Annotated in this window: 19 protein-coding genes and 1 pseudogene; 18 read left to right on the forward strand and 2 right to left on the reverse strand. The window is 42.7% G+C overall.

Annotated elements, in window-relative coordinates; genetic code table 11:
• The first annotated feature begins 274 nt into the window (after positions 1-274).
• The 18 genes and pseudogenes from AC5JPY_RS09290 to tfpZ all read left to right on the forward strand — a co-directional run bounded on the left by AC5JPY_RS09290 (position 275) and on the right by tfpZ (position 19,805).
• Positions 275-1,321: a hypothetical protein gene (locus AC5JPY_RS09290; RefSeq protein ID WP_443525290.1), complete on the forward strand. Its 1,047-nt coding sequence runs from the start codon at positions 275-277 to the stop codon at positions 1,319-1,321.
• Positions 1,322-1,393: 72 nt separating this feature from the next.
• Positions 1,394-2,596 carry a type II secretion system inner membrane protein GspF gene (gene gspF, locus AC5JPY_RS09295; RefSeq protein ID WP_443525291.1) on the forward strand — a complete coding sequence of 401 codons (1,203 nt, stop codon included), beginning with the start codon at positions 1,394-1,396 and terminating at the stop codon, positions 2,594-2,596.
• 514 nt (positions 2,597-3,110) lie between these two features.
• On the forward strand, positions 3,111-3,548 hold the full coding sequence (gene gspG / locus AC5JPY_RS09300) for a type II secretion system major pseudopilin GspG (protein ID WP_443525551.1): 438 nt from the start codon (positions 3,111-3,113) through the stop codon (positions 3,546-3,548).
• Positions 3,549-3,808: 260 nt separating this feature from the next.
• Positions 3,809-4,375 carry a protein-disulfide reductase DsbD N-terminal domain-containing protein gene (locus AC5JPY_RS09305; protein ID WP_443525292.1) on the forward strand — a complete coding sequence of 189 codons (567 nt, stop codon included), beginning with the start codon at positions 3,809-3,811 and terminating at the stop codon, positions 4,373-4,375.
• Between the two features lie 47 nt (positions 4,376-4,422).
• Positions 4,423-6,570, forward strand: a complete 2,148-nt coding sequence (locus AC5JPY_RS09310) for a cytochrome c biogenesis protein CcdA (protein ID WP_443525293.1) — start codon at positions 4,423-4,425, stop codon at positions 6,568-6,570.
• Between the two features lie 391 nt (positions 6,571-6,961).
• Positions 6,962-8,413, forward strand: coding sequence for a phospholipase A (locus tag AC5JPY_RS09315; protein WP_443525294.1), 1,452 nt, complete (start codon positions 6,962-6,964; stop codon positions 8,411-8,413).
• A 41-nt stretch (positions 8,414-8,454) separates the two neighbouring features.
• Complete coding sequence (locus tag AC5JPY_RS09320) at positions 8,455-9,303, forward strand: ComF family protein (protein WP_443525296.1); 849 nt, start codon at positions 8,455-8,457, stop codon at positions 9,301-9,303.
• 272 nt (positions 9,304-9,575) lie between these two features.
• Positions 9,576-10,070: a pilus assembly FimT family protein gene (locus tag AC5JPY_RS09325; protein WP_493852359.1), complete on the forward strand. Its 495-nt coding sequence runs from the start codon at positions 9,576-9,578 to the stop codon at positions 10,068-10,070.
• Positions 10,070-10,636: a type IV pilus modification protein PilV gene (pilV, locus tag AC5JPY_RS09330; protein WP_493852360.1), complete on the forward strand. Its 567-nt coding sequence runs from the start codon at positions 10,070-10,072 to the stop codon at positions 10,634-10,636. Before AC5JPY_RS09325 ends, pilV begins: the two co-directional genes overlap by 1 nt.
• Positions 10,636-11,619: a PilW family protein gene (locus tag AC5JPY_RS09335; RefSeq protein WP_443525300.1), complete on the forward strand. Its 984-nt coding sequence runs from the start codon at positions 10,636-10,638 to the stop codon at positions 11,617-11,619. The genes pilV and AC5JPY_RS09335 overlap by 1 nt, the downstream gene beginning before the upstream one ends.
• Before the next feature lie 21 nt (positions 11,620-11,640).
• Positions 11,641-12,516 carry a pilus assembly PilX family protein gene (locus tag AC5JPY_RS09340; protein WP_493852361.1) on the forward strand — a complete coding sequence of 292 codons (876 nt, stop codon included), beginning with the start codon at positions 11,641-11,643 and terminating at the stop codon, positions 12,514-12,516.
• 31 nt (positions 12,517-12,547) lie between these two features.
• Entirely contained in the window at positions 12,548-16,540 is a 3,993-nt protein-coding gene (locus AC5JPY_RS09345; protein ID WP_493852362.1) for a pilus assembly protein, read from the forward strand.
• Between the two features lie 12 nt (positions 16,541-16,552).
• On the forward strand, positions 16,553-17,101 hold the full coding sequence (locus tag AC5JPY_RS09350; RefSeq protein WP_493852363.1) for a type IV pilin protein: 549 nt from the start codon (positions 16,553-16,555) through the stop codon (positions 17,099-17,101).
• On the forward strand, positions 17,101-17,550 hold the full coding sequence (locus AC5JPY_RS09355; RefSeq protein WP_493852364.1) for a type IV pilin protein: 450 nt from the start codon (positions 17,101-17,103) through the stop codon (positions 17,548-17,550). The genes AC5JPY_RS09350 and AC5JPY_RS09355 overlap by 1 nt, the downstream gene beginning before the upstream one ends.
• Positions 17,551-17,964: 414 nt before the next feature.
• Positions 17,965-18,088, forward strand: a pseudogene (locus AC5JPY_RS09360) (prepilin-type N-terminal cleavage/methylation domain-containing protein); the annotation flags it as partial.
• A 20-nt stretch (positions 18,089-18,108) separates the two neighbouring features.
• Positions 18,109-18,447: a pilin gene (locus AC5JPY_RS09365; RefSeq protein WP_493852731.1), complete on the forward strand. Its 339-nt coding sequence runs from the start codon at positions 18,109-18,111 to the stop codon at positions 18,445-18,447.
• An 86-nt stretch (positions 18,448-18,533) separates the two neighbouring features.
• The gene (locus AC5JPY_RS09370; RefSeq protein ID WP_493852365.1) at positions 18,534-18,983 is read left to right on the forward strand and encodes a pilin; all 450 of its coding nucleotides are present in this window, start codon (positions 18,534-18,536) and stop codon (positions 18,981-18,983) included.
• Positions 18,984-19,067: 84 nt separating this feature from the next.
• Entirely contained in the window at positions 19,068-19,805 is a 738-nt protein-coding gene (tfpZ, locus tag AC5JPY_RS09375; RefSeq protein WP_493852366.1) for a TfpX/TfpZ family type IV pilin accessory protein, read from the forward strand.
• A gap of 85 nt (positions 19,806-19,890) precedes the next feature.
• Here tfpZ and fdxA read toward each other — a convergent pair whose 3' ends face one another.
• Positions 19,891-20,214, reverse strand: a complete 324-nt coding sequence (gene fdxA, locus AC5JPY_RS09380) for a ferredoxin FdxA (RefSeq protein ID WP_194363584.1) — start codon at positions 20,212-20,214, stop codon at positions 19,891-19,893.
• Between the two features lie 201 nt (positions 20,215-20,415).
• Entirely contained in the window at positions 20,416-23,556 is a 3,141-nt protein-coding gene (mutS, locus tag AC5JPY_RS09385) for a DNA mismatch repair protein MutS (RefSeq protein WP_493852367.1), read from the reverse strand.
• Between the last annotated feature and the right edge of the window lie 439 nt (positions 23,557-23,995).

Genomic DNA, 23,995 nt, shown 5'->3' on the forward strand with positions numbered 1-23,995 from the left:
GCGACCAACATTGCTTTAGCGCTTTTTGCTTCGATTAACTCTTTTAGTTTTATCCGCGATCTTTTATATACTGAGCAGGTATAGAGACACAGTATCTGATAGTTAGACCGTGCTATTTCGGTTATACAAAGCTGACAAGGCGTGCGTGTTCAGGTACTATGAGATAATGAGTCGTCGAAATATGAGCGTGTGCGTTTAGCGCACGATGTATAGCTGAATGCCAGCCATACAAAAGGATCTAGACGATGTTTATTTTTGCTGCTGATGGTATGTTATGACTGAACCGACCGCAAAGCCAAGTACAGAAGCCAATAGCCAACAAGGCGCTACTGCAACTGCTAAAAAAGAAAATAATACTGATAGAGATAATTTGATTAGCACACAATCAGCGCAGCCAGAAGATGTGAGACAAGTTCCTGATAAGGCGGCACTATTGACCTTATTTACTTTATCAGATGCCAAAGAAGAAGCGTACGACTTAGGCGCTACAGAGCAGTCCAATACCCATAGCTCAACCAGTCAGTCGCCTGCCAGTGAGACATCTGTCGCGGCACAGCGAGTCGCTCTTTATCGTACTCAGCATGAACGTACCCGGCTACTATATATGGCATCTGCCAATACGCGCCCCACATATTTGGTACAAACCCTCAAATCACAATTTATAGAACATCAGCAATACTTGCTTGCTCAGCAGCTCGATAAGCGTGGTCTGATGGATACGGATATGCTTGAACGACTCTGGCAACAGCTACATGTGGTCGATGATATCATCGCAGATATCGTGCGTCATATGCCTGCTCAGCAGCCAGCAGGCTGGCAGCTCACCACTCAGGATGGACGCAACCCACTGTGTTTTGCCACGGTCGGTAAACTAAAACATGGCAAGCCCGTTCGCGATCAAGGTAGTCTCAACAGCTACGTACTTGGTCACTTTGGGGTAAGTAGTTTCACTTATGATCGAGGTTATTATATCGGTCATGTGGTTGGGTACCTATTTAGCTGTTATTTTTGCGCGCATCTATCGGTCAGTTATGGTGTAACGGCGCTTGGTCAGCAAGTAGTCGCCGATTATGACTATGCTAGTCTTGAGACCCCGCATATGGTTAGACTGCTACAAGGCCTGGATGGTTATTGTAAAAAACGCATTTATCAATTGGCGGTTATTTGTGCACGTTTGAGCGTTTTTGCTAGTGACAAACGTATTGAGCGTATGCTGATCGCTGAGGTCAATGATTTTGATAAAAAGTTACAGCAGCAGCACTTGGATGTTTTATTATTACAAGGCTTGATGCCTGATAGTAACGACTCAACGCCGCTTTGATAGGTATGAAGCCTTCTGTTAAGTCGTACGCTATGACCGTTTACCTGTGACCCACTTAGGATATCTGCTGCTATGCCCGCTTATCACTTCAAAGCGCTTGATGACCATGGCAGTGTCCAAAAAGGCTTGCTAGAAGGGGACTCGGCGCGGCAAGTTCGTCAGCAGCTGCGTGATAAGCGGTGGACACCAGTCGAAGTCAGCGCTGTCAATGACCGAAAAAGCCAAAGTAAAAACCGTTACAAAAAACCATCTGCTTATGAGCTGGCGCTGCTCACACGCCAATTGTCTGTGTTGCTGGCGGCTGGTATTCCACTCGAGGAGACTTTGGCTGCGGTCGCCAAACAATCACCAAAAACTCATATCAAATCTTTGATGCTCGCTGTACGCTCACATGTCCTAGAAGGGTTGAGCTTAGCACGAGCACTACAACAAGCCGCTAGCTTTCCGCCACTATATATCGCCACAATTGCAGCAGGCGAAAAATCAGGTCATCTTGATCTCATCCTGAACCAGTTGGCAGACTACACCGAAAACCGTTTTGCCCTCCAAAAGAAAATCCAAGGCGCCATGGTCTATCCGGTTGTACTGATGGTTATGGCAATTGCGGTGATTATGGGTCTAATGAGTTTTGTGGTGCCCAAAATTGTCAAAGTTTTTGAGCAGTCCGAGCAAGCCCTACCATTGATTACCCAAGTCGTTCTGACCTTATCGAATATCATTACTCAGTGGTGGTGGCTAATGCTTCTGGTATTGGCAGGGGCTGCATTTTTATTCTACCGTTTTGCTCAAACGCAGGCAGGGAAATTGACCATTGATAGTGTGGTACTTAGATTACCGATACTGGCCAGGTTGTCCAAAGGATTGAATGCCGCGCGATTTGCTAGCACCCTTGCGATATTAGTACGCTCAGGCGTGCCACTGATTGAGGCATTGCATATCGGTGCTGCGGTCACGACCAATTTACATATCCAAAAAACGATTATCACTGCTGCTGATAGAGTCACAGAAGGCTCAAGCTTATCTAGTCAGCTAGAGAAATCTACTTATTTTCCACCGATGATGGTGCAGATGATCAAAAGTGGCGAAAACTCAGGTGAGTTAGAAAATATGCTAAGCCGTGCTGCCAATATGCAAGAGGCAGAAGCAACCAACTTCATCAGTACTTTGCTGTCATTGCTCGAGCCTCTGATGCTGGTATTGATGGGTGTGGTCGTGATGATTATCGTTATGGCGGTTATGCTACCTATTGTTAATATGAATGACTTGGCAGGCTAGCAAGCAGTCACTTGAACGGCTGACACAAATCCGATATCTCTATCTTACCTATACGGCACATCTTGCTAAACTCTGAGCGAGCTTTCTTAAGATTTGCTTACTGTTGTATATTATTGTCTATGATATAGTTTTACTAGGGTAAATCTGAGCACCACGCTATAGTAAAAGTAGGATGAAGCGACAGTTATAGACCTCACTGTTTATTCAATACTGACCATAATGACAATCTGAGCACCGCGCTGGATAAAAATAAAACCATGGTTTATAGTGATAATGATGTAGGATATTACTGATAAGATCTGACAGTAGTAAGCGCCACTAGAATGCTACTGTTACCACTGACATAACTGTGATGACCAAAGCGATGACTATGACTGACAATTTTCAAGTGAATACGATTCCAAAAAGTGCCCATATTACAAACAATGCTAAAAACAATAATAACGCCAAAATTAACAACAGTATATTAGATGACTCAGCTACTGTAAGTGTTCATCAGAGTCTGTCTTCAACGATGCCGTACAGTTCAGCACATAGATCTATGCAGTCAGGGTTTACTCTGATTGAAATCATGGTCGTCATCGTGATCTTGGCTATCTTAGCGGGTTTGGTCGTACCTAAAGTCGTCGGACAAAGCGATAAAGCTCGTGTCAAAACGACTGAGACCGCGCTAGCTACTGTTTCAAATGCACTAGATATGTACAAAGTCGATAATTCACGCTATCCAACGACAGCTCAAGGATTAGAGGCACTGACAACACCGCCTGCCGATGCAAAGAATTACCCTGAAGGTGGTTATATAAAAGGTGGCTATCCGACAGATGGTTGGGAAAACGAAATGCAATACGTAGCCCCAGGTAGTGAAGGTCGTCCTTATGATTTGTTTTCATTGGGTGCAGATGGGCAGCAAGGTGGCGAGGGTCAGGATGCTGATCTTTACGCTCAGCTATAAGGTTTGATTGTACAAACGCTTATGAAACCCATAGCATTATATTGTTTATAAACGTATTTGGTCACTTGCTCATATTTACTACCCTCTAAATATCAACCAATAATCCCTTATTGGTTGATATTTTTTATCAGCTTATAAAGTGCTCATCGTTCAATATGAGTGATGTACTGAGCGCTGATATTTTTATCAGCATGTTTATGCTGAGTTTATGCTTTTACTGCCAGGCTTTTACTGCTAACCATTATCAGAGGTAACGATTTATGCCCATTAAAATGCCAGCACCCCAAATAACTGCACTTAATAGACGCATTTCCAAATGCTGCGCGCTTGCACTTACTGTCACCAGCACCTCACTGATAGCCGCGTTATCAATGACATCAATAAGTGTACAGGCTGCAGGATTGAGCGATTTATTTAATAGTAGTAGCTCATCGCAATCAAAGTTTTTGCCGGTGGATGAGGCTTTTCAAGTCCTCAGTAGTGCCAAGGTAACATCTAAGGGTACACAATTATCTATTATCTTTGATATCACGCCAGGGCACTATGTCTATAAAGATAAGCTGACTGTAAGCTTTCCTAAAGGTGTGATTGCAGCCCCATTTATTTTTAATCAGGCACCCGTATCAATTGATGATCCGACCTTTGGTCAGGTTCCTGTATTCACGCAAAGAAGTATCGTTGCAACCACAACGCTGACGACCAGTAGTGGTAAGGGAGCGAAAAATGTCCCCATTATGATTGGCTGGCAGGGCTGTGCAAAAGCTGGATTATGCTATCCACCAGAAAAAATCAAAACCAAGATAAATATTGCTGCAACGCGCAGATAAGTATCGCGCAGGTCGATTCACATATTAGTCATAACAGGTAGCTATTCATGTCCATCAAGGCGCCATCACAACCTTTCTCACGAACTGCTAAAACGTCTCCAAAAAAATCGTACGTATTAGCGTTTGCTATTGCGAGCAGCTCGCTGTTAACTGGTTTGGCACCAATAACAGCGCAAGCTGCAGGATTGAGTGATTTATTTGGCAATAGTCAAAGCAACGCACAGTCGAAATTCTTGCCAGTGGATGAGGCTTTTCAGGTCATTAGTAGTAGTACACCTACCCACACAGGCACGCGCCTGTCTATCAATTTTGATATCACGCCCGAACATTATGTTTATAAAGATCAAATAAAACTCACGCTACCGGCTGGCGTGAATGCAACCCCTTTTACCTTTAGCCAACAGCCATACTCAATCGATGATCCGACCTTTGGGAAAGTGCTGGTGTTTGATCAAATCAATATGGTCGCAACGACCATATTGACCAGCAATAATGGCACAAGCATGAGTGACGCAGCGATTGTCATTGGCTGGCAAGGCTGTGCAAAAGCAGGGCTGTGCTATCCACCCGAAAAAATCAAAACTACAGTTAACATCGCAGCGACGTCACCGCAAACGAGATCAAGTAACGCTAGTATTGATAGCGCTGCTGCAAGTAGTAGTCTGGCTGATGTGACAGCATCAACGAATGACAATGAGACGACATCGATAGAGGCTGGTATAGCCAATACAACTCAGTCTGATGACGATCAAGCATTGATAGATGATGACGTTATTGACTATGACCTCATTGATGACAGCACTTTAGAATACGACTCTTTAGATGGCAGTACGTCGACGACCACGATTTCTGGGTCAGATACGAACATCTCAGGCAGCGCGACCAGTAGCGAAAACGTCGCTGGCAATACGCTGGTCGATGGTGATCCTTTTGGGCTTGCCTCTCATCCTTGGCTTGCACTGGTGTTGCTATTCTTAGCAGGTCTGGGTTTGGCATTGACGCCCTGCGTACTGCCGATGCTACCCATCGTTGCCAATATCGTGGCCCGTGAACAAAACCCAACTGTCAAACGTGGCATTATCTTAACCACCAGTTATGCGATTGGTGTAGCCACTGCCTATGGTGTTTTGGGTGCAGTTATTGCGGTGTTTGGGGAGTCACTAGGTATTATTGGGTGGTTGCAAAACCCGATTATTCTTATCAGCTTTGCCGTGGTTTTTGTATTATTAGCGCTATATATGTTGGATGCGTTCACCGTACGCTTGCCACATGTGCTAAGGAGAAAAATGCAAAATCTAAGCCAAGCAGGTGACAGTAAGCTGGGTAGTACGGGGGGCAGTTTGATTGCTGGTTTCTTGTCAGCATTGGTAGTATCTCCCTGTGTCTCTGCGCCACTGTTCGGTGCGTTACTCGCCGTTTCGACTATTGGCAGTCCGTTGTTGGGCTTTGCTGCTTTATTTATGCTGGGGTTTGGTTTGTCAGCGCCGCTTATCTTGATAGGTGCTACCCAAGGCAAGATCATACCAAAGGCAGGCGAGTGGATGAACTGGGTCAAACAAGGCTTTGCCTTATTGCTATTCGCTGTGGCATTGCTCCTCATCGAGCGTGTGTTTATATCACCAGTCATGCTGATGGTATGGGCATTATGGTTTATGGTGGTAGCGATATGGGCATGGAGTTGGCTGGGTAAAGGTCGTATGCTGACCCAAGCGTTGAGTCTCATTGTGGGTATTTGGGCCACTTGTTTGATCGTGGGTGCAGCACTAGGAAATGATGATAGCTTACATCCATTAGCGTCATTGAGCGCCGCGCCAATGATGGCACCGTCGAATGCTACTTATCCAGTAGGTAGCAATAGCGCAAAAGATGAGAGGATCACGACGCTTACCGAGCTAGATACTATCGTTGCCTCCAACCCAAAAGTAATCGTTGATTTAACTGCCGACTGGTGCGTTGAGTGCCGTATTATGGATAAAAATTTATTTCATAATCGTCCAGCACAAATGCAAGACTGGCAACTGGTCAAGCTCGATATTACAGAAACGACTGAAGATTCCAAAGCTGTTTTGTCTCGCTATAAACTATTTGGTCCACCAGCGTTGCTTTACTATCAAAATGGTCAATTGGTTAATCAGCAAGTGGGCGAAATCGGTCGCTTGGAGTTTGAGCAAACTCTAACAACGCTGAATAACTGATAATGAATAACTTTTAATCAATAAGTAGATTTAATCATTTGAGTAGAATCCTGATTTAGGATTAATAATAAAGAGCAGCCGGTGTACCGTAATAACCGTACATCGGCTTTTTAGTGTCATTAATTCATGCTTGTAATATCTTATACCGATATCTATTTGGATAGAGATTAGGATTTTCTGATCGTATTTAATATGCCGATAACGCTAGTATAGTCTTTATATTTTCATTACAATAAAGTAACAATAGTGCAGGGATAGATCAGTCCGTCAAGACTGTCTTTGGTGTTTATGTACTATTGATTTCTTCTTGTTTTTAGCGGTGACGCTAACGGTTATACCAATTAATTCACATACTCTGCTAGCGATAATGCTGGTTAGATAAAGGACATTTATGTTTGCCCACATCACCACTCAGCGTCAATTACAACGTACCAATGTAATCAGTCGTAACGCCAGTAGCCAAACGAGGCATACTCATTTGAGTGTTGCCGTTGCTATCGCTTTGAGTTGTACAGCGGTACAAGTACAAGCAGCTGACAATAGTCAGACTTACAATGAGCTGCCAGTACCAGAAGCAGCATTTGAGTACGGCAGCGTGGAGACGGCTCAGAATACTAGCAATAATGAGACATACACGAGCGTCACTGCCCAAAGTGGCAACGTGATTAGTAAAGAGTTTATTGCTCAACAAGCAAAGCTGTTTTCTGACTGTACGCAAGTTCAGAGTAGTGCTGCCCGTTTGGCATGTTTTGATAAGGTGGCTGAGCAAGGAAAAACCCCAAGCTATACTACGACCAAACAGCCTGTTGATTTGGCAAAGACGTTTAAAACGACCATTTCAGGTAACCCGCAGGTTGTCTTTGTAGAAGAAAAATCAACCAATACTTTCAATGGTAACAGCACAACTACAGGTCTAGCCGCCACTCAACAGACTGCTGCTAAGCGTATGGATACAGATGCAGATAGTGAACAAGAGATTCAGGTTTTAGATAGCGTAGGCGTCACTCAAACAGATATCGAAAAGTATACACCGCTGAGCCTAGCGTATGATCTGGATCAAAATAGCGAGCGCGGTACTTGGACAGTAAGACCATACCGACCGACGTATTTGCTGCCGTTGTTTTATACTTTTGATCCTAACTTAAACCCAAGCACACCTTCTCAAGACATTGAGCCTTTTGACTCTAATGACATACGTGAAACTGAGCTGAAGTTTCAGTTATCACTGAAGAGTAAAGTAGCAGAAGATTTATTCGATACCAGTGCAGATTTATGGTTTGGCTATACTCAGGAGTCGCATTGGCAGGTTTATAACGAAGACAACTCACGACCGTTTCGTGCCACCGACTATCAACCAGAGATATTCTTGACCCAACCTGTGACAGCAGACCTTCCCTTCGGTGGACGTTTACGTATGTTAGGGGCTGGTGCTGTGCATCACTCAAATGGTCAGGATGATCCATTATCACGTTCATGGAACCGTGCTTATCTGATGGCAGGGGCAGAGTGGGGTAAGCTATCCGTCATACCGCGTCTCTGGGCTCGCGTGAATAGTGACAGTAGCAGCGATGATGACAACCCAGATATCGAAGATTACATGGGTTATGGCGATATCAAATTCTTATATGATTTGCCAGACCAGCAGAGTGTCAGCGGTACTTTGCGCTATAACCCAAGCACCAATAAAGGTGCTGCACAAATCGATTATATCTATCCATTGTCAGAAAACGTCAATGGTATGGTGCAGTTGTTCCAAGGGTATGGCGAGTCTATTGTTGATTATAATCATGAAAACACCTCTATCGGCTTTGGTATTGTGCTTAACGATTGGAAAGGTCTCTAATATAGCAGAGCCTTATCATGCATTATGATGATAAATAATCTATGCACAACTTAGCACCGTATCAAACTGGACTGTGGTTGGCAGAGTATATAGATATACGCTGCCAGCTATGCCGTATTTACCGTAGTACATTAGCACCTCAGCTAATACCGCATCACGCGCTATCTAACGCTGGTCACTCGCCAAGCACAAAACATGAGAGTACAAAATCTAAGCTCGCATTGGTAACTAGCGACGCTTTGCTTACTCGTATTCATCATCAGATCAGACTTCGCGTAAGCAGTGGCTTACTTTGTACTCACTGTCACCATAGTATCGCGTGGCTCCCAGAACCTTTTGACGTTGATATCGCTTTTGGTAAATCGCTATCCATACAAGCGTCTACTTATTATGACTATCCAATACGCCAAGCGATTCGGGCATTCAAGCATCATGAAGACATGACCAAGCTACCTTTATTACTACATGTCATACGCCAGCTGCCACGCCCGCATGGCTGTCATCAGCATAATAGTGTGATTGTCGCTATGCCGACCACCGATCAACGCCTAGCCAAACGAGGTTTTGATCCTGTCAGTATTCTATCCGCGCAACTATCAAAGCACTGGAACATTCCATTGTGGCACGGTGTTCAGCGCATTGACGATACGATGAGCCAGCAAGGCCTGACACGTGCTGAACGCCTAAGTAACCTAGATAATGCTTTCGCGCTCTCACAGAGCCCTCCTACAAAACGCTTATTATTGTTCGATGATGTCTCAACGACAGGTGCAAGCTTACAGGCTTTAGCGCGAGCATTTATCGGACCTGAGCATCCAAATACGATAAATGCTCAACGCTATAGTAACTACCACATTTCAGCATATGCTTTAGCGCATGGTAGTCAATAGTGTTAATTAAGCTATCTATTTGAAATCATTAATATATTGCTAATTCTTTGCCTTCACTATATATTATTAAATACGTATATAGTTGTTGACACACTGAATAGGGATTTTTGTCGTTTTGTATATAAACTCAACAGAATGTTATGGAACAAAAATTGCATGTTATTAGTTAAGTTAACTACAAAATCATTAGCAAAGACGACATCAGATTTTAGTTATTTTAAAACAAAAACTGATAAGAGACAGACATTAGCGGTGCTAAATAGGGATTTGATGTGAATGCATCTGTGAATAATCGACAACCCAACAGACTGATGGCTAATTCAGGTTTTACCTTAATTGAGCTCATGGTGACGATTGCGGTACTGGCTATCATTGTAAGTATTGCCGCACCAAGTATCAGTACTCAGCTTGCCAACCAGCGGGTTAAATCAACGGCTTCTACTATTACTAGTATATTGAAAGACGCTAAAGTCGAAAGTGTTATTCGTCGCCAGAATATTCAAGTCGTATATAGCGATACTGCAAAAACTATTGTATTGAAAAACACCAGTGGTACTGTGTTGACCAGTTATGATATTAACTCTAGAAGCACCGTATCTATTACTCCTAATTCAACCAATACGGTAACTTTTCAGCCGAATAAAGTGACTGCTAATGGCGTCAAAGTCACTTATACCATTTGTGATAGTAATACAGCCGCTACACCTCGAAAAATTGAAGTTAGTACGATAGCAAGCATTACTCACAAACTAGAAGGAACTTGCTAGTGAGAAACTTAGGTAGTCAGCATGGTGTAGGCTTGGTAGAGGTGCTAGTAGCACTATTATTACTAGCAGTTGCAGTGCTTGGATTCTCAGCTATGCAAATGACTGCAGTAAAAGCTACTGATGAGAGCCTCATGCGTACACGAGCATTAGCTATTATGAGAGGTGGCGCGGAAACAATGCGTGCAAATTCAAGCGGAATAGGCGCTTTCAAAACAGCTGTAAACGGTAGCACTGACTCTGTAACAATAGATGGCGCTGTAATCACAAAGGACAGTTGTATCAAAAATACAACGGGAGCACCTGTCGCTGCAGACAGTTGCACTATTAATCAACTAGCAACACGTGATGCCTTATTAATGAAGTCATACGCGGTGATAAATGATATCAAGTTAGGTTTAGTTCCTAATGGGTGTCCTGGCACGTCAGGTGAACAAGAGCGTCAATGCTTTGTAGCCAGCTGGGGCGATACTACTGTAGCTCTAAGTGATAGTGATACAAATGCTTGTGCTTATGCGAATGGTACTTATAAAAATGGTGCAGAGTGCTTTATTATGGAGGCTTACTGATGCTGAACGTTGACAGCCATAACAACAGTAATTGCAAGCAGTCTGGTTTTACTCTAATAGAGCTTATGATCTCATTAGTGCTAGGTTTGATTATCTCCGCCGCCGTCGTACAGATATACACAATTAGTGTAAAAACAAGCAGTGTGCAATCTAGTGGTAGTGAGTTGCAAGATGCTAGTGTGTTCGGTTTGCAGCAGTTAGAAAAGAAAGTTCGTTTAGCTAATTTAGGTAACCCAATTACGAGAATAGACGGAACGACTGCGAAGGGCGGTATTGTGTTAACAGGCGCCAACTTAGGTATTACTACTACGCCGTATACTGACACTGGTTACTTGACGAGACGTGCGGGTGATGCGGTTGGTGGTACGAATGGCTGGACAGGAGTCTCAAATACTACTGTTAATAGTGATCAACTGACAATCCAATATACAAATATAACGGGTAGCCCATTCAGCGACTGTGAAGGCTCAGCAGTTGAGGTAAACGATATTGCTATTGAGCGTTATTTTCTGCGACCTGTTACGAATGACAGTAGTAGTGGCGCCATCAAAGACCTAGTGTTAGCTTGTGATGCTGGAAGGGTTGACTTTGCAGCAGGTAAGATCAGAACGATAAGTGGTACAGACGCTCGCAACTTTGGTCAAGCTGGTCAAGAATTTATTACTAATGTAGATCAGTTCAAAATCTTGTTAGGTGTCCAATATGATTCGGGTGTCAATGCAGGTCAGACTATGTACTTACCAAGTAGTGCTTATCTATCGATAACTGCGAACAAACCAGCAATAACATCAGTAAAAATAGGTCTAATTGTTCATGGTAGCACTCCTGTTTTAGGTAGTGATGATCAAACTTCGTTTACACTGTTAGGTCAGAATAATGCACTAAAGACAGATACTACACGTCAAAAACAAGTACGCGCGACTTATGAGACTACAACGTTATTACGCAACGCTCGTGTAGTCAATGTGAAAACCAGCTTATAAATTCTGGTAAGGAGAGTAAGAGTGACGATCCATCGCGATTCACCAAACCCAACCGTGAAAGACGTTAAAATGACTCTCGGATATCGGCATACCGAGCGCGGGGCAACGTTAATAGCAGTTTTACTATTCTTAGTCTTGATTATGCTCGCTGGTGCTATAGCAGTGAGACAAAGCAATACAGATCTCAAAATAGCGACAAGCGATCAGATCAATACAGTATTATTACAGTCTTCAGATAGTGCCAACCAAAAGCTCGAAATGATGCTCAATGGTAGCTCAACCTCTACTGAATACCTAGATGTGACAAGTGCATCAGGTGTGTTTGGGCATTTTCTATTGAATGATGAAAATGCAAACAATGAGTTTATTTATTGTTTCAACCCTCGTACCAAAAAGTATCTGACATCCAATGCCACTGTTATGTTAAAGGGAACTGCAGCAAATCCTACAGCCTATTGGAGTGGTTTGAACAATGGTATATGTGATTACAACAGTGCTGATGGCTATACCAGTGCTAGGCAAACGGTTGTTACTCAAATGAGCGTCACTGTTGCTCCCGTCGATCCAAATGCCGAAAGATTTGGGCATATGGTCATCGGTAAAGAAATCGAAGACAGAACCAGCAAAAAATTCACATTTGATATTAGGTCTGCTTCAGCGTTGCCATCCTATAGTGAACCTAAAGCTAATGGAGATAATTGTTTTGCACAAACCAGCATTAAAGATAACGTCGTCGGTAGTAAAAAATCACTGAGCGATTGTATGCTCGCTGCCGACACTCCAAGCAAAATGTTATATGAGCAAGCAGATGTTGAAAACATCTCTTCTTCTACGAAGTGTATCCCGTTTGGTAGAGGTACATTAAATGCAGAATGCGTCCTCAAAACTGCGCCATAAATAGTTTACTTATTATAAAAGGATAGAGGTTATGAAACGACTAAATACTGTATCGCCAATGAGTGGCAAAGTTACGTTACCTTTGAAGTATCTAGTCGTTGCCATGGCTGCTATGGTCGCTCTGCCAGTCGCACAAGCTGATGTCGCGGGCAAAAAAATTGGCGATCTAGAGATATACAAGGCGGCTGAAGGTGGCAAAACCACCATCACCATGATGCTTGATACCTCAGGTAGTATGACAGCAGCCCAGTCAAATGTAGGCGCATCTGCCTGTGACTTACCTGCTGAAGTCTCTTCTAGCGACATCACAATAATGACAGAACCATCTGCAACAACGCCGTCTTATACGAGAAGATATTGTGAGACTGATGGTGAAAAAAGATACTTTTATAGAAGAACTTCTGGTTTTTTTAGCGCTACGCGATGGTATCGTTGTGGTAGCAACAACGGATCAGGTAGTGTAAATATAAATGCTTGTAATGGCAATGCTGAAATAAATACACCTTCAACTAATGGTTTTGAACAAGAAAGTAGCGGTAACTTTTTTAACACTACAACTTACTACTACAAAACTAATGGAGGTGATAGATACTATGACCGACTAACTCGTCTTAAAGATGCCATTTTTACTTTAATGGATAGCACTCAGTTAGACTCTAATAAGGTGGCTATTGGCATTGGTCAGTTTTCTTCTCAAAGCGGCAGTAATAACGTGGTGGAGCTCAATTCAGACGGCACTGCTAGAAATACTGATGGTAGTAGTGGTAAGATATTATTACCTGCCGCTTTACTAGATGATGCTCAACGTCAGAATATAAGAAACGTTGTTGCTGCTGCAGGTGGTGGTAACGGGACGCCCACAGCTAATGCTTACGCAGAGGTTGGCGCTTATATGTTAGGTACCAAAACAAGTGGTACTGGGAGTGGTTTCAGTAAATCGTCATCATCCTCCAAAAATAGTAGTAATTATATTAGCCCGCTTTCATCTCCCTCGAGTTGTGATGGACGTGGTATTTATTTCTTAACTGATGGTGCTCCAAATAGTTCAGATAGTCCTTTAGCACTGATGAAAACCGCTTTAAATCGTAGTTCTTTTAGCTTATCTACGGTCACGTTACCGGATGGTAGTCAGAATGATCATGGTATGCCTGAGGTTGGTTCGTTTGCCAAAGCCTTACGTGATCCTACCATTAACCCTTTAGGAACAGATCGTGAAATCTATACAGCAGTAGTTGGTTTTGGCTCGGTATTTAATATCGATAGAGCGGAGGACGATAATAGAGATCCAGCAGATCGCATTATTCGTAACCTTCCTTATACCAATCCAAGAACTGGCATCACTGCCAATCGAGACTTTTATAATTGCACAAAATTCACAGATATTGATGCAAGAAATGCTTGTAACTGGGGTGAAAAGACAACTGCAGCATTGCCAGGCGTTGGTGGTTTTGGCGAAGGAGGTTTCTACTCTGCACAGTCTACCGAGGATATTGTTAATAGTATTACCACGTTCGTTAGCGATTTGAATCAAACACTACCTTCTACGCCATCAGGGACTATTGTCATCCCAGACGATCCCTATCGTGCTGATAGTCAGCTTGCGGTCGCCTACTATCCAACTATACAGCCCAAGGTTGCTGAAAACTCAGTAATTTGGGAAGGTAACCTAAAGAAATATAGTTTAAATGAAGGCACGCTATATGGTAAGAGTAATACTAAGCTCTTCAAAAATATAGCAGGGGAATTAAACCCAGCAGCACAGGATCTGTGGTCAGACACTAACTATGCTGGTGCCAATGACAAGGTAGAGTCTGGTGGGTTTTATTCTCAGCTAAGTACACCAGCTACTGGTCTTGCCTCTGTTAGAACTCTGTATGTAGAAGATTGGGAAAATAATTCTAGTAAAAAACCAGTATTAAAAAAGGTGAGTGTCAATGCTGCAGGTAAAGTGTTAGTAAATAACACTGCTTTGACAAATACATCCTTTATAGATACAGCAACCTACAATGAAGCGACGTTGAGAAAGCTACTGAACTTTTTAGGTTTTGCCAATCTTCCAGCGACAACGGTCAATGTGAAGGATATGACGTTGACCAGCGCTAATGCAACCCAACCTATCAAAGTACTAGGAGCGACGATACACTCGACTCCTGCTTCAGTATCATATTCAGCAAACTTAGATGAAGATGGTAGAGTCAACACTACTCGTGATGATTACGTACTATTTGGTTCATCAGAAGGTGGTCTGCATTTGGTTAATGCTGACAATGCCAGTACTAGTGGTGATGGCGGTAAAGAGAAGTTTGTCATTATTCCAAGAGAGATGCTGATAGATCCCGAAAAATCAGCAGCATTAGTCAAAGACGCGACCAAGGCTAGTACGGGTTCACCTAATTTTGGTGTTGATGCACCTTGGATGGTCAGTGCTGACTATAAATACGATTTTGAAGCTAAACGTGTCAATATTGACACTACTGATGGCAAAGGTGTCTATGCTTATGGTGGTCTACGTATGGGCGGCGAAGCTTTATATGGTCTGAACCTCATTGACAATGACAACCCTAGTATGATGTTTGCAATTACACCAGCGACTTCAGGTTTCAGTCGTATGGGTCAGATTTGGGAAAAGCCTACTAAGGCTAAAATAAAAACAAGTACTGCTGCTAGTGATAAAGGTACAGACGTTCTAGTATTTGGTGGTGGTTATGACATGTGTTATGAAAATGAAGGTTTTCAAGTGGGTTTGATTGACTCTATATTGGGTGGCTGTGCGTTGACGGCGACCACGCAGGCGAAAGGTAATGCTGTCTATATCATTAATGCTAAAACAGGCGCTCTTATTTGGTCAGCCTCCAGTGATTCAAGTGCTACGAAAACAGTGCCTACCATGAAAAATAGTATCGTCGCTGGCGTGACCACGTTAGATCGTAACAATGATGGCTTTATGGACCATATTTATTTTGCTGACTTAGGTGGTCAAGTATTCCGTGCCGACTTTACCAATGCAGGGTTTATAAAACCATCTGCGACAGCCACAGCATCGTCGCCTGAAAGCTCTTTCACCAATACGCGGGTCACTCGGGTTCTGCAAAGTGCTTATACTGGTTCTGATACCAAATACAATCATCGCTTTTATGAGCGTCCAGTCGTTAGTTTCTATCGTAATCCAGTGAGTAGTAGCTTATTTGCACTTGTAAATGTCATTTCAGGCGATCGTAGCTCACCTCTATCTAAGATACGTGATCTCAGTAAAGCTGACAGACTTTATGGCATCATGGATACTGATGTTACAAAGGCAGACAGCATTTTTTATGCAAGCAACTTTACAGCAGCAAATAACGCTAATGGTCAAAAAATAGCTGATTTAACAGCTAATAGCTCATCAACTAGTAATTTGACTCAATTACCTAACGCGATTGGAACTCTGAATGCTGCAGGTTATACATTGGCGCAAAAGAATAGTGCTATCTCGGTACTACAAGGAACATCAAAGAATGGATGGTACATTCCGCTAACGAACTTTGATGGCTATGGCAACGTCAGATATACCAAAGGTGTAGGAAAGTCTGAAGTGATTGATAGTTTTTTGTACACTACCGTCTATAACCCAGATATGAACTATGGAACGGTAGATTCTTGTTCTGCCAAGATTACTGGTGGTTCAGAGAGACAACTATATTGTCTACCTTATGGTATTTGTACTGATGATGCCTCCAAAAATGGTTTAGGTGGGTTTGTCCGAGCAGGTAAAGGTATTCAAGAGCTTACTTTAGGTCCACGAAGTTCGACACTCTCTAATCAGCGTTTGCTTATCGGTACTAGAACTCTGACAGAACGTGCGAATGATCGTGTGAATTTTGGCTCTGATACAGATAAAGGGCTATTTAACGCAACATCAAAACCTAATGGGCTGAATCAAAACTTATCAGCTGCTGATTTAATTTTGGGAAGTGGTACTGCTCCTGATTTTATATTCAACGAAAGATTTACCCTTCAACCAAAAGTATGGTACGAAGTAGACTGATGAGACAGCCGTATGAAGAAATTATTTAGGCAACAGATAGGTTTTACCCTCATTGAGTTAATGGTCGTGATTTTTATCGTCGCTATTTTGGCTGCGATAGCGATTCCGTCTTATAGACAGTATGTGGTTCGTAATTCAGAGCTACAAGCGCAAGCACGTATGCAACAGCTTGAGATAGAGCTCAATCGTTGGCGTGCTACTGCGCTTACTTACAAAGGGTTTCAACCTAGAAAGCTAGCTAGTGATGGTACGGTTAGCAATGGCTACGACGATGCACCTACTAACCAAACAATCTACGTGCCAGCAGGTAGTGATAATAATAATTACCGCTACAAAATTCGTCTAGTTGATGCAAGTACAGACGCCACTCTAGCACCTAATGCAGCGGGTTTTTCTGTGGCAGGTAATGCGTGGCGAATGCTTGCTGAGCCCAATTCTAGCCTTACAGGCTCTAATGCACACCTTCTTATGCTCGATAGTACGGGGTTAAGGTGTCAGAGCAAAGATAGAACGGTGAAGATAACGTCTACTGATTGTGGTACGGGGGAGGAGAGCTGGTAATGTCTATAATTATAAAAGCATATAAGCCACAACATGGTTTTACTTTGATTGAGATGATGATAGTCGTCGCTATTATTGGCGTACTTGCTGCGATTGCTTATCCTAGCTATCAGCAATACGTCATTAAAACCAAACGTACCGATATGATGAGTGAAATGTACAATATTGCTTCGGAAATCGAGAGTCGAAAATTAGCTCAAGGAAGTTATAGTGTTATCAGTACAGGTGTCATAGCAGATTTTGCTACAGCATATCCAAGACAGGGAACTAAGCTATATGATGTCACTATCACAAATCCACTTGTCACTAAATGGACGATTACTGCTACGCCAAAGTCTAATACTCAAATGGCAAGCGATGGTAATCTAACGCTTAATTATCAAGGTATAAAGTGTCGAGGTAACAGTACTAACAAAAAATGTGGTACAGATAAAGAGTGGAGTAATTGATAATAATAGCTTCAATCTCGCATGCTGACAAAAAATGTCAGCTGTAATTACGGCAATATTCGACAATTTACATAAACTGACAATTTTAAGCAATAAACTGGCAATAATATTAACTCATCCCATATTGTCCGCTATGTTGTTCAGCAAAAGGGCGGAATAAGCATGTCTAATAGCTAAGATAGGTCATAAATTAAATGCTACAAGGTGACAAGCATTAGTAAGAGTGTCAGTTAAAAGATATAAACGAATATTTTAGATAATTATAAAAAAGTTGGCACGCTACCTGCAACAATAATAATAAGACAGTAAATAGATTAGATACTTAGTCTAAACTGACACCTACAATCAGTAGTAATGATAGCTAGGCCAGACCATGCATCATACTGCCATTATCTTATCGCAAAAGGAGTTCTTATGAACACTCAAAAAGGTTTTACTTTAATCGAACTAATGATCGTTATCGCTATTATCGGTATCTTGGCTGCGATCGCTCTGCCTGCTTATCAAGACTATACGGCGCGCGCACAAGCATCTGAAGGTTTTAAAGCAACTTCAGGCTTGCAAAGTGACATTGGAGTTTTTGTTGCAGATCAAAATCGCTTTCCTTTACCTACTGAAATTCCGAATGTTAACGATTTAGAAGGTAAGTACTTTTCAGCTAGTGATACACCTGCTGACGCTGGTGTAACATTGACAGGTGGTGATGCGGCTACGGTTACAACGCCTACAGCTCCTACAGTTATTAATGTAACCTTTGATGCTGGCGCTAACAATGGTAAAGCTATGTTACTTACCCCTGCTGCAACTGATTCAGGCCAAATCAGTGGATGGACTTGCAAACCTGCTGCTACAAATGGTATTGATCCTTCACGCTTACCAGCTAGCTGTCAGTCATAGTAGATGCTTCGCTAATAATTTGAGTTAAGAAAAGCCCTAGCTATTGCTAGGGCTTTTTTCAAAACATCAATATAGGAAGACCTATTATGAGAACACAAAACGGTTTTACTCTAATCGAGTTGATGATTGTTGTTGCTATAATAGGTATTCTATCCGCTATTGCGATACCAAGTTACCTTAACTATATTGGTAGATCACAAGCGGTCGAGGGCTTTACTGTTTCAGCGGGTCTGCGTAGTGAGATCACTACCTATGTTTGGGAAAACAAGCGTTTTCCTGATGCCAACGAAGTAGCAATAACGGGTAATATCGGAAAGCAAGCAAATACCTTAGAAGGTAAATACATTGCTACTAATGGCATTTCTGTGACGCCAGATACTGGTATCATTACTATCAATTTTGACGATGGAAATATCGCTGGTGAGTCGTTAATATTAACGCCTGAAATAAATACCCTCAATAATCAGCAGATTATCAAATGGTCATGCAGTGGCACGATGAGCCCAAATAAGCTACCATTAAGTTGCCAAGATTGATGCTGTTGGTATTCTATAATAAGTATATTCAATTTATGCACCGTTGAACGTGCTCATTATCACTAATCATAAACTAGTGTACATATGTTAAATTCATCATTTAGATTTCGGCTCAAAGCATTTGCTTACCATCTAGGCATCTCTATTTTTATTGCCCTTGTAGGTCTATATATCGTCTTTATGGTATGGCATCCAGCGCCATTAGCAAAGGCAGTAGGCGTTACTCATATATTTATCATGATGCTAGCGATTGATGTGATATTAGGACCATTATTGACTTTCATTGTTGCTAGACAAGGTAAAAAGTCCTTAAAGTTTGATTTAGCCATTGTTATCATTTTACAGCTCGCTGCATTTACTTATGGTATATACAATATCGCTATTAGCAGACCTGTATATATCGCCTTTGATACTATCCGCTTTGAAGTAGTGCAGGCAAATAACATTCCTGTAGAACGCTTAGAACAAGCATCAGCTCCTTATAATAGGTTGGGGTGGGGACAGCCAAAACTTGTAGCAGTCAAACCTACAAAAAGCATAGAACAAAAAAATGATAGATTGTTTGTAGAGCTTGAGACTGGTATTGCGCCAAGTATGCAGCCAAATCTATATGAGCCGATAAACAATCAATGGTCACTTATTATTCAGAAATCTAATAGCTTAGACACGTTATATACGAACAACCCTAGAGTATCAGTCGATAATATAATTAATAAATATCCATCTGCCATAGCATGGCTACCACTAAAAGCTTACGAACAAAATATGGTGGTATTGATTAGTGAAGATAACGTGGTAGATATCCTAGATTTGAGACCATGAAGCCAATAAAAAACCACCTAACAGCATATCACTATTAGGTGGTTTTTTATTGGCTCAATGTATTGAGAAATGCTTAAAGAGTTATCTATCTCTCAAGATACTGAATCTTACCTTCCACGCCATCCCACTTAGCCGCTTCTGGCATTTGTCCTTTCATCTCAGTAATGTTTGGCCATTTTTGTGCCAACTCTTCATTGAGCTGAGTGAACATCTCTTGATCTTTCGGCACTTCGTCTTCTGAGAAGATCGCATTAGCCGGACACTCAGGCTCGCATAGCGCGCAGTCGATACACTCATCAGGATCGATGACGAGGAAGTTTGGGCCTTCATAAAAGCAGTCCACAGGACAGACTTCTACACAGTCGGTGTATTTGCAAAGAATACAGTTATCTGTAACGACAAAGGTCATAGCGAGGTCTACCTGTTATTGGATTGGCTGATATAGTCAATTTTTAAAAGCGCTACTGCGTCAACTTTACTTGAAGTAAGGTGTATACTTACACTCGGTCGCATTGCAGCACTTTTAAATTTAATCAACTATAAGGGCTATATAGAATAGTGAAAAAATAAATCGTATTTTAGCGCCTTTGCTACTATTTGACAATTCCCTTTAATGACTAATGATTTTCTTTAGATGATATAGCATATCATGAGCCTGTTTAGGGGTCAGGCTATCAGGATCGATAGCACTCAGCTCGTCTTGTAAGCTAAATAGCTGATTTTGTTTTGGATTATCTATTACGTCTACCGCTTGCGAAATATGGTTTATCTCGTGATTTAGAGTGTCACCATTATAATCCTTTGCTCGTTTATCCGTTACTGACTTAGCTAATTCATTTTTATCATCAGTAATTTTCTGATTATCTACTTTTAGGTCATCTGTTTTTAGGCTATCCGTTTGTAGATGATCGGCTAAGTAGCGTTTGGCATCATCTAACACTTGAGTGGGAATACCAGCCATTTTTGCGACATGTAATCCAAAGCTAGAGCTTGCTGCACCCTCCTTAATTTTATGAAGGAGTAACAACTGACCATCGACCTCGCTAGCGGCAACATGGACATTACGGATATTGTTGTGGTGACCCCCATCGCTGTGTACCAATTGCGTCAGCTCAAAATAATGAGTGGCAAATAGTGTCAGGCAGCCAATCTCTACTAGGCGATTGACACAAGCGTGAGCAATGGCCAAGCCATCAGTGGTCGCCGTACCGCGTCCGACTTCGTCCATTAATACGAGCGACTTATTGGTTGCTTGGTTTAATATATTAGCCGTCTCTATCATCTCTACCATAAAGGTCGACTTGCCGCCGGCTAAATCGTCTGCTGAGCCGATGCGGGTAAAGATACGGTCGATATCACCGATATGAGCACTTGCTGCTGGCACAAAGCTACCGCAATGAGCAAGCAAGACAATCAGCGCGGTCTGGCGCATATAAGTGGATTTACCGCCCATATTGGGACCAGTAATCAGGAGCAGTCTTTCAGGATGTCCTTCTTCAGCACTATCAGCATTGGTGCTACCTAGCGTACAGTCATTGGCGACGAAGTGTTTGGCGCTTAATGAATGATTATTGCTGTGGTTGGCGTTATTTTGACTCAATGCGGCTTCGACGACAACGTGACGGCCTTGGCGAATATCAATAGTGCTCTGATTACGAGCGATTAATTCGTTTTTATCTTTCGAACTATGACCCATGACTGGACGTTGCCAGTTATAGGTTATGGCAAGATCTGCCCAGTTACTCAGCACGTCTACTTGGGCGATAGCAGCACTCAGCTGTTGTAGATCGGCCAGACTTTCATTTAATTGATTCAGTAGCTCTTGGTATAGCTGTTTTTCACGAGCTAGTGCCAAAGATTGCGCACTCAGATATTCTGTCTCGACTTCTTTTAGTTCATCGGTGATAAAACGCTCGCTACTCTTGAGGGTTTGCCGACGGATAAAATGAGCCGGAGCGTTCTTTGCTTGCACTTTAGGCAGTTCAAAGTAAAAGCCACTGACTTTATTAAAGCCTACTTTTAGACTGGGTAATTGATTGTCCTGACGAGCCTGTTCTACCATCTTATCCAGGGTGGCTTGGATATTGTCATGAAGATGAGTCAGACGATCGAACTCATCGTCATAACCCGCTGCCAGCATGCCACCATCACGTATATGTGCAGGTGGCTCTGTGATGATGGCACGCTCGATCACTTCAGAGACAGCCTGAACAGCAGGGAGCTTATTTGGTAATTGCTGCATCAACATCGGTAACAGGCCAGCGTCTTCATGGCTGATACCCGCATTCACGAGTAAAGTTGTAAGGTGAGCGCTACTCGCGATACTGTCGGCAAGCTTGCGCAAATCGCGAGGTTTTGCGCTCATTAGCCCGATACGGCTACTAATACGCTCGATATCACCAATGGTATTGAGTGTGTCACGTAGGCTAGTTACCAATGAGCCATTTTTTGAATTTTGGGTAGTTTGAGCGGAGTTGCTATCGGTATTTAATAAGGCGTCTATTGCATCAAGACGCATATTAATATGCGAATGTTGACGAAGTGGACGCTTCATCTGCTGCATGAGCAGTCGCTTGCCCATTGGTGTCTGGCAGTGGTTGAGGACCGATATCAAAGACGTGCCGCTGCTACTAACAGGAGCAAATAGCTCAAGGTTTTGCTGACTATTAGCATCGATAATCAGGTAGTCATCACTATGCTCAACGATAAGCTGATTGATCTGTGGCACATGCCGCTGCTGAGTCTGCCGTGCATAGTGAATCAGCGCAGCGCAACTAGATTGCGCCAGTACATTGTCCGCAATACCCAAACCATCGAGACGCTGCACCTCAAACTGCTGACAAAGCGTGTCACTAGCGTGCCCACGATGAAAATCATTGGCAGCAACTTCTATAATAGGGCAGTCAAGATGCTGCCGTAACCATAGCATCCATTCTGTATCATTGCTTCCAATGCTGCCGCTAATGCTATCGCCAAGTGCTTCGCTAATGATACATTCACTGGGTGCAAACCGTGCTAACACCGTCAGCATCTGCGTCTGCAAGCTATCTGCATCGTCTTTGTCAGCGCTCAAGGTTTGCGTGGTTAATGTGCCAGCGGCCAAGTCCATTTGACTGACTGCCGCCCGTATGGTCTGGCTACTATCTTGAGCTTTTACACTAGCAATATCGATAGCGACCACGGTGGGTGTATGGTTTGGCGCAATCAGAGCGTCATCAGTAATAGTGCCTGCTGTGAGTGTTTTGACGACTTCGCGGCGCATGATGCTACCAGCCGCTGATTTACCTTTACTCTTTTTTTGTTTGTCACCCATGCTAGGTAAGCTGACGCTATCGTCAGCGGCAGGGCTACTGACAGCGTCGTCTACCTGCTCACAGACCACTACCGTTTGCCCAGCTGCGATCAAGCGTGCCATATAGCTATCGGCTGCATGAAACGGTACCCCCGCCATCGCTATCGTATTGCCTGCTTTGTCATTACCGCGGCGAGTGAGCGTAATATCTAATATTTGCGCAGCGCGCTTGGCATCATCGAAGAACAGCTCATAGAAGTCACCCATCCGGTATAGCAGCAGCGCTTGTGGATAGTTGGCTTTCATGGTTAGATATTGCACCATCATTGGCGTATGGTCTGCTAGGTTATAGACAGCATCGCCTATATTTAAGCAGTCAGAGCTCTCTTGTTTTGATAAGGGTTTTTCCAATGAATTAGGGTTTGACGACTGATTTTGTACAGGTGGCTTTACGGTCATGCAGAGTCTCTTATAGTACTGTAATGAGTGATGATCAGTGTATTGTGGTAGGGACTTTATGGCATTGCTTGTTTGATATATGAATGTTGACTTAATAGGTGCATCAGATGTTCGTACATAACTGGTTCAGTTATCAATTTTGGATCAATGTATGCCGATAGAGTTATACGAGACTCAAAGCAATGACAAACCGATAAAGTCATTCAAAACGCTAAGAAATGTAAGAAGGTATTCGCTATTTTAACACGTCCTACGTGGTTTTTACTGCGGCAAATATCTACTCGCTGCCCTTGTATCCATCAGCGCCATAACCATATATAATGACGGCACACTTAATTGGGCGATACTAAATTAGGTAGTACTTAGTCGAATGAAGACAAGGCCGCGAGCTAAGCTTTGGCTAATGCGCACTAATTATCGAATATTCCATAGGTCAAAA

It is taken from the genome of Psychrobacter sp. H27 (genome assembly GCF_059072655.1).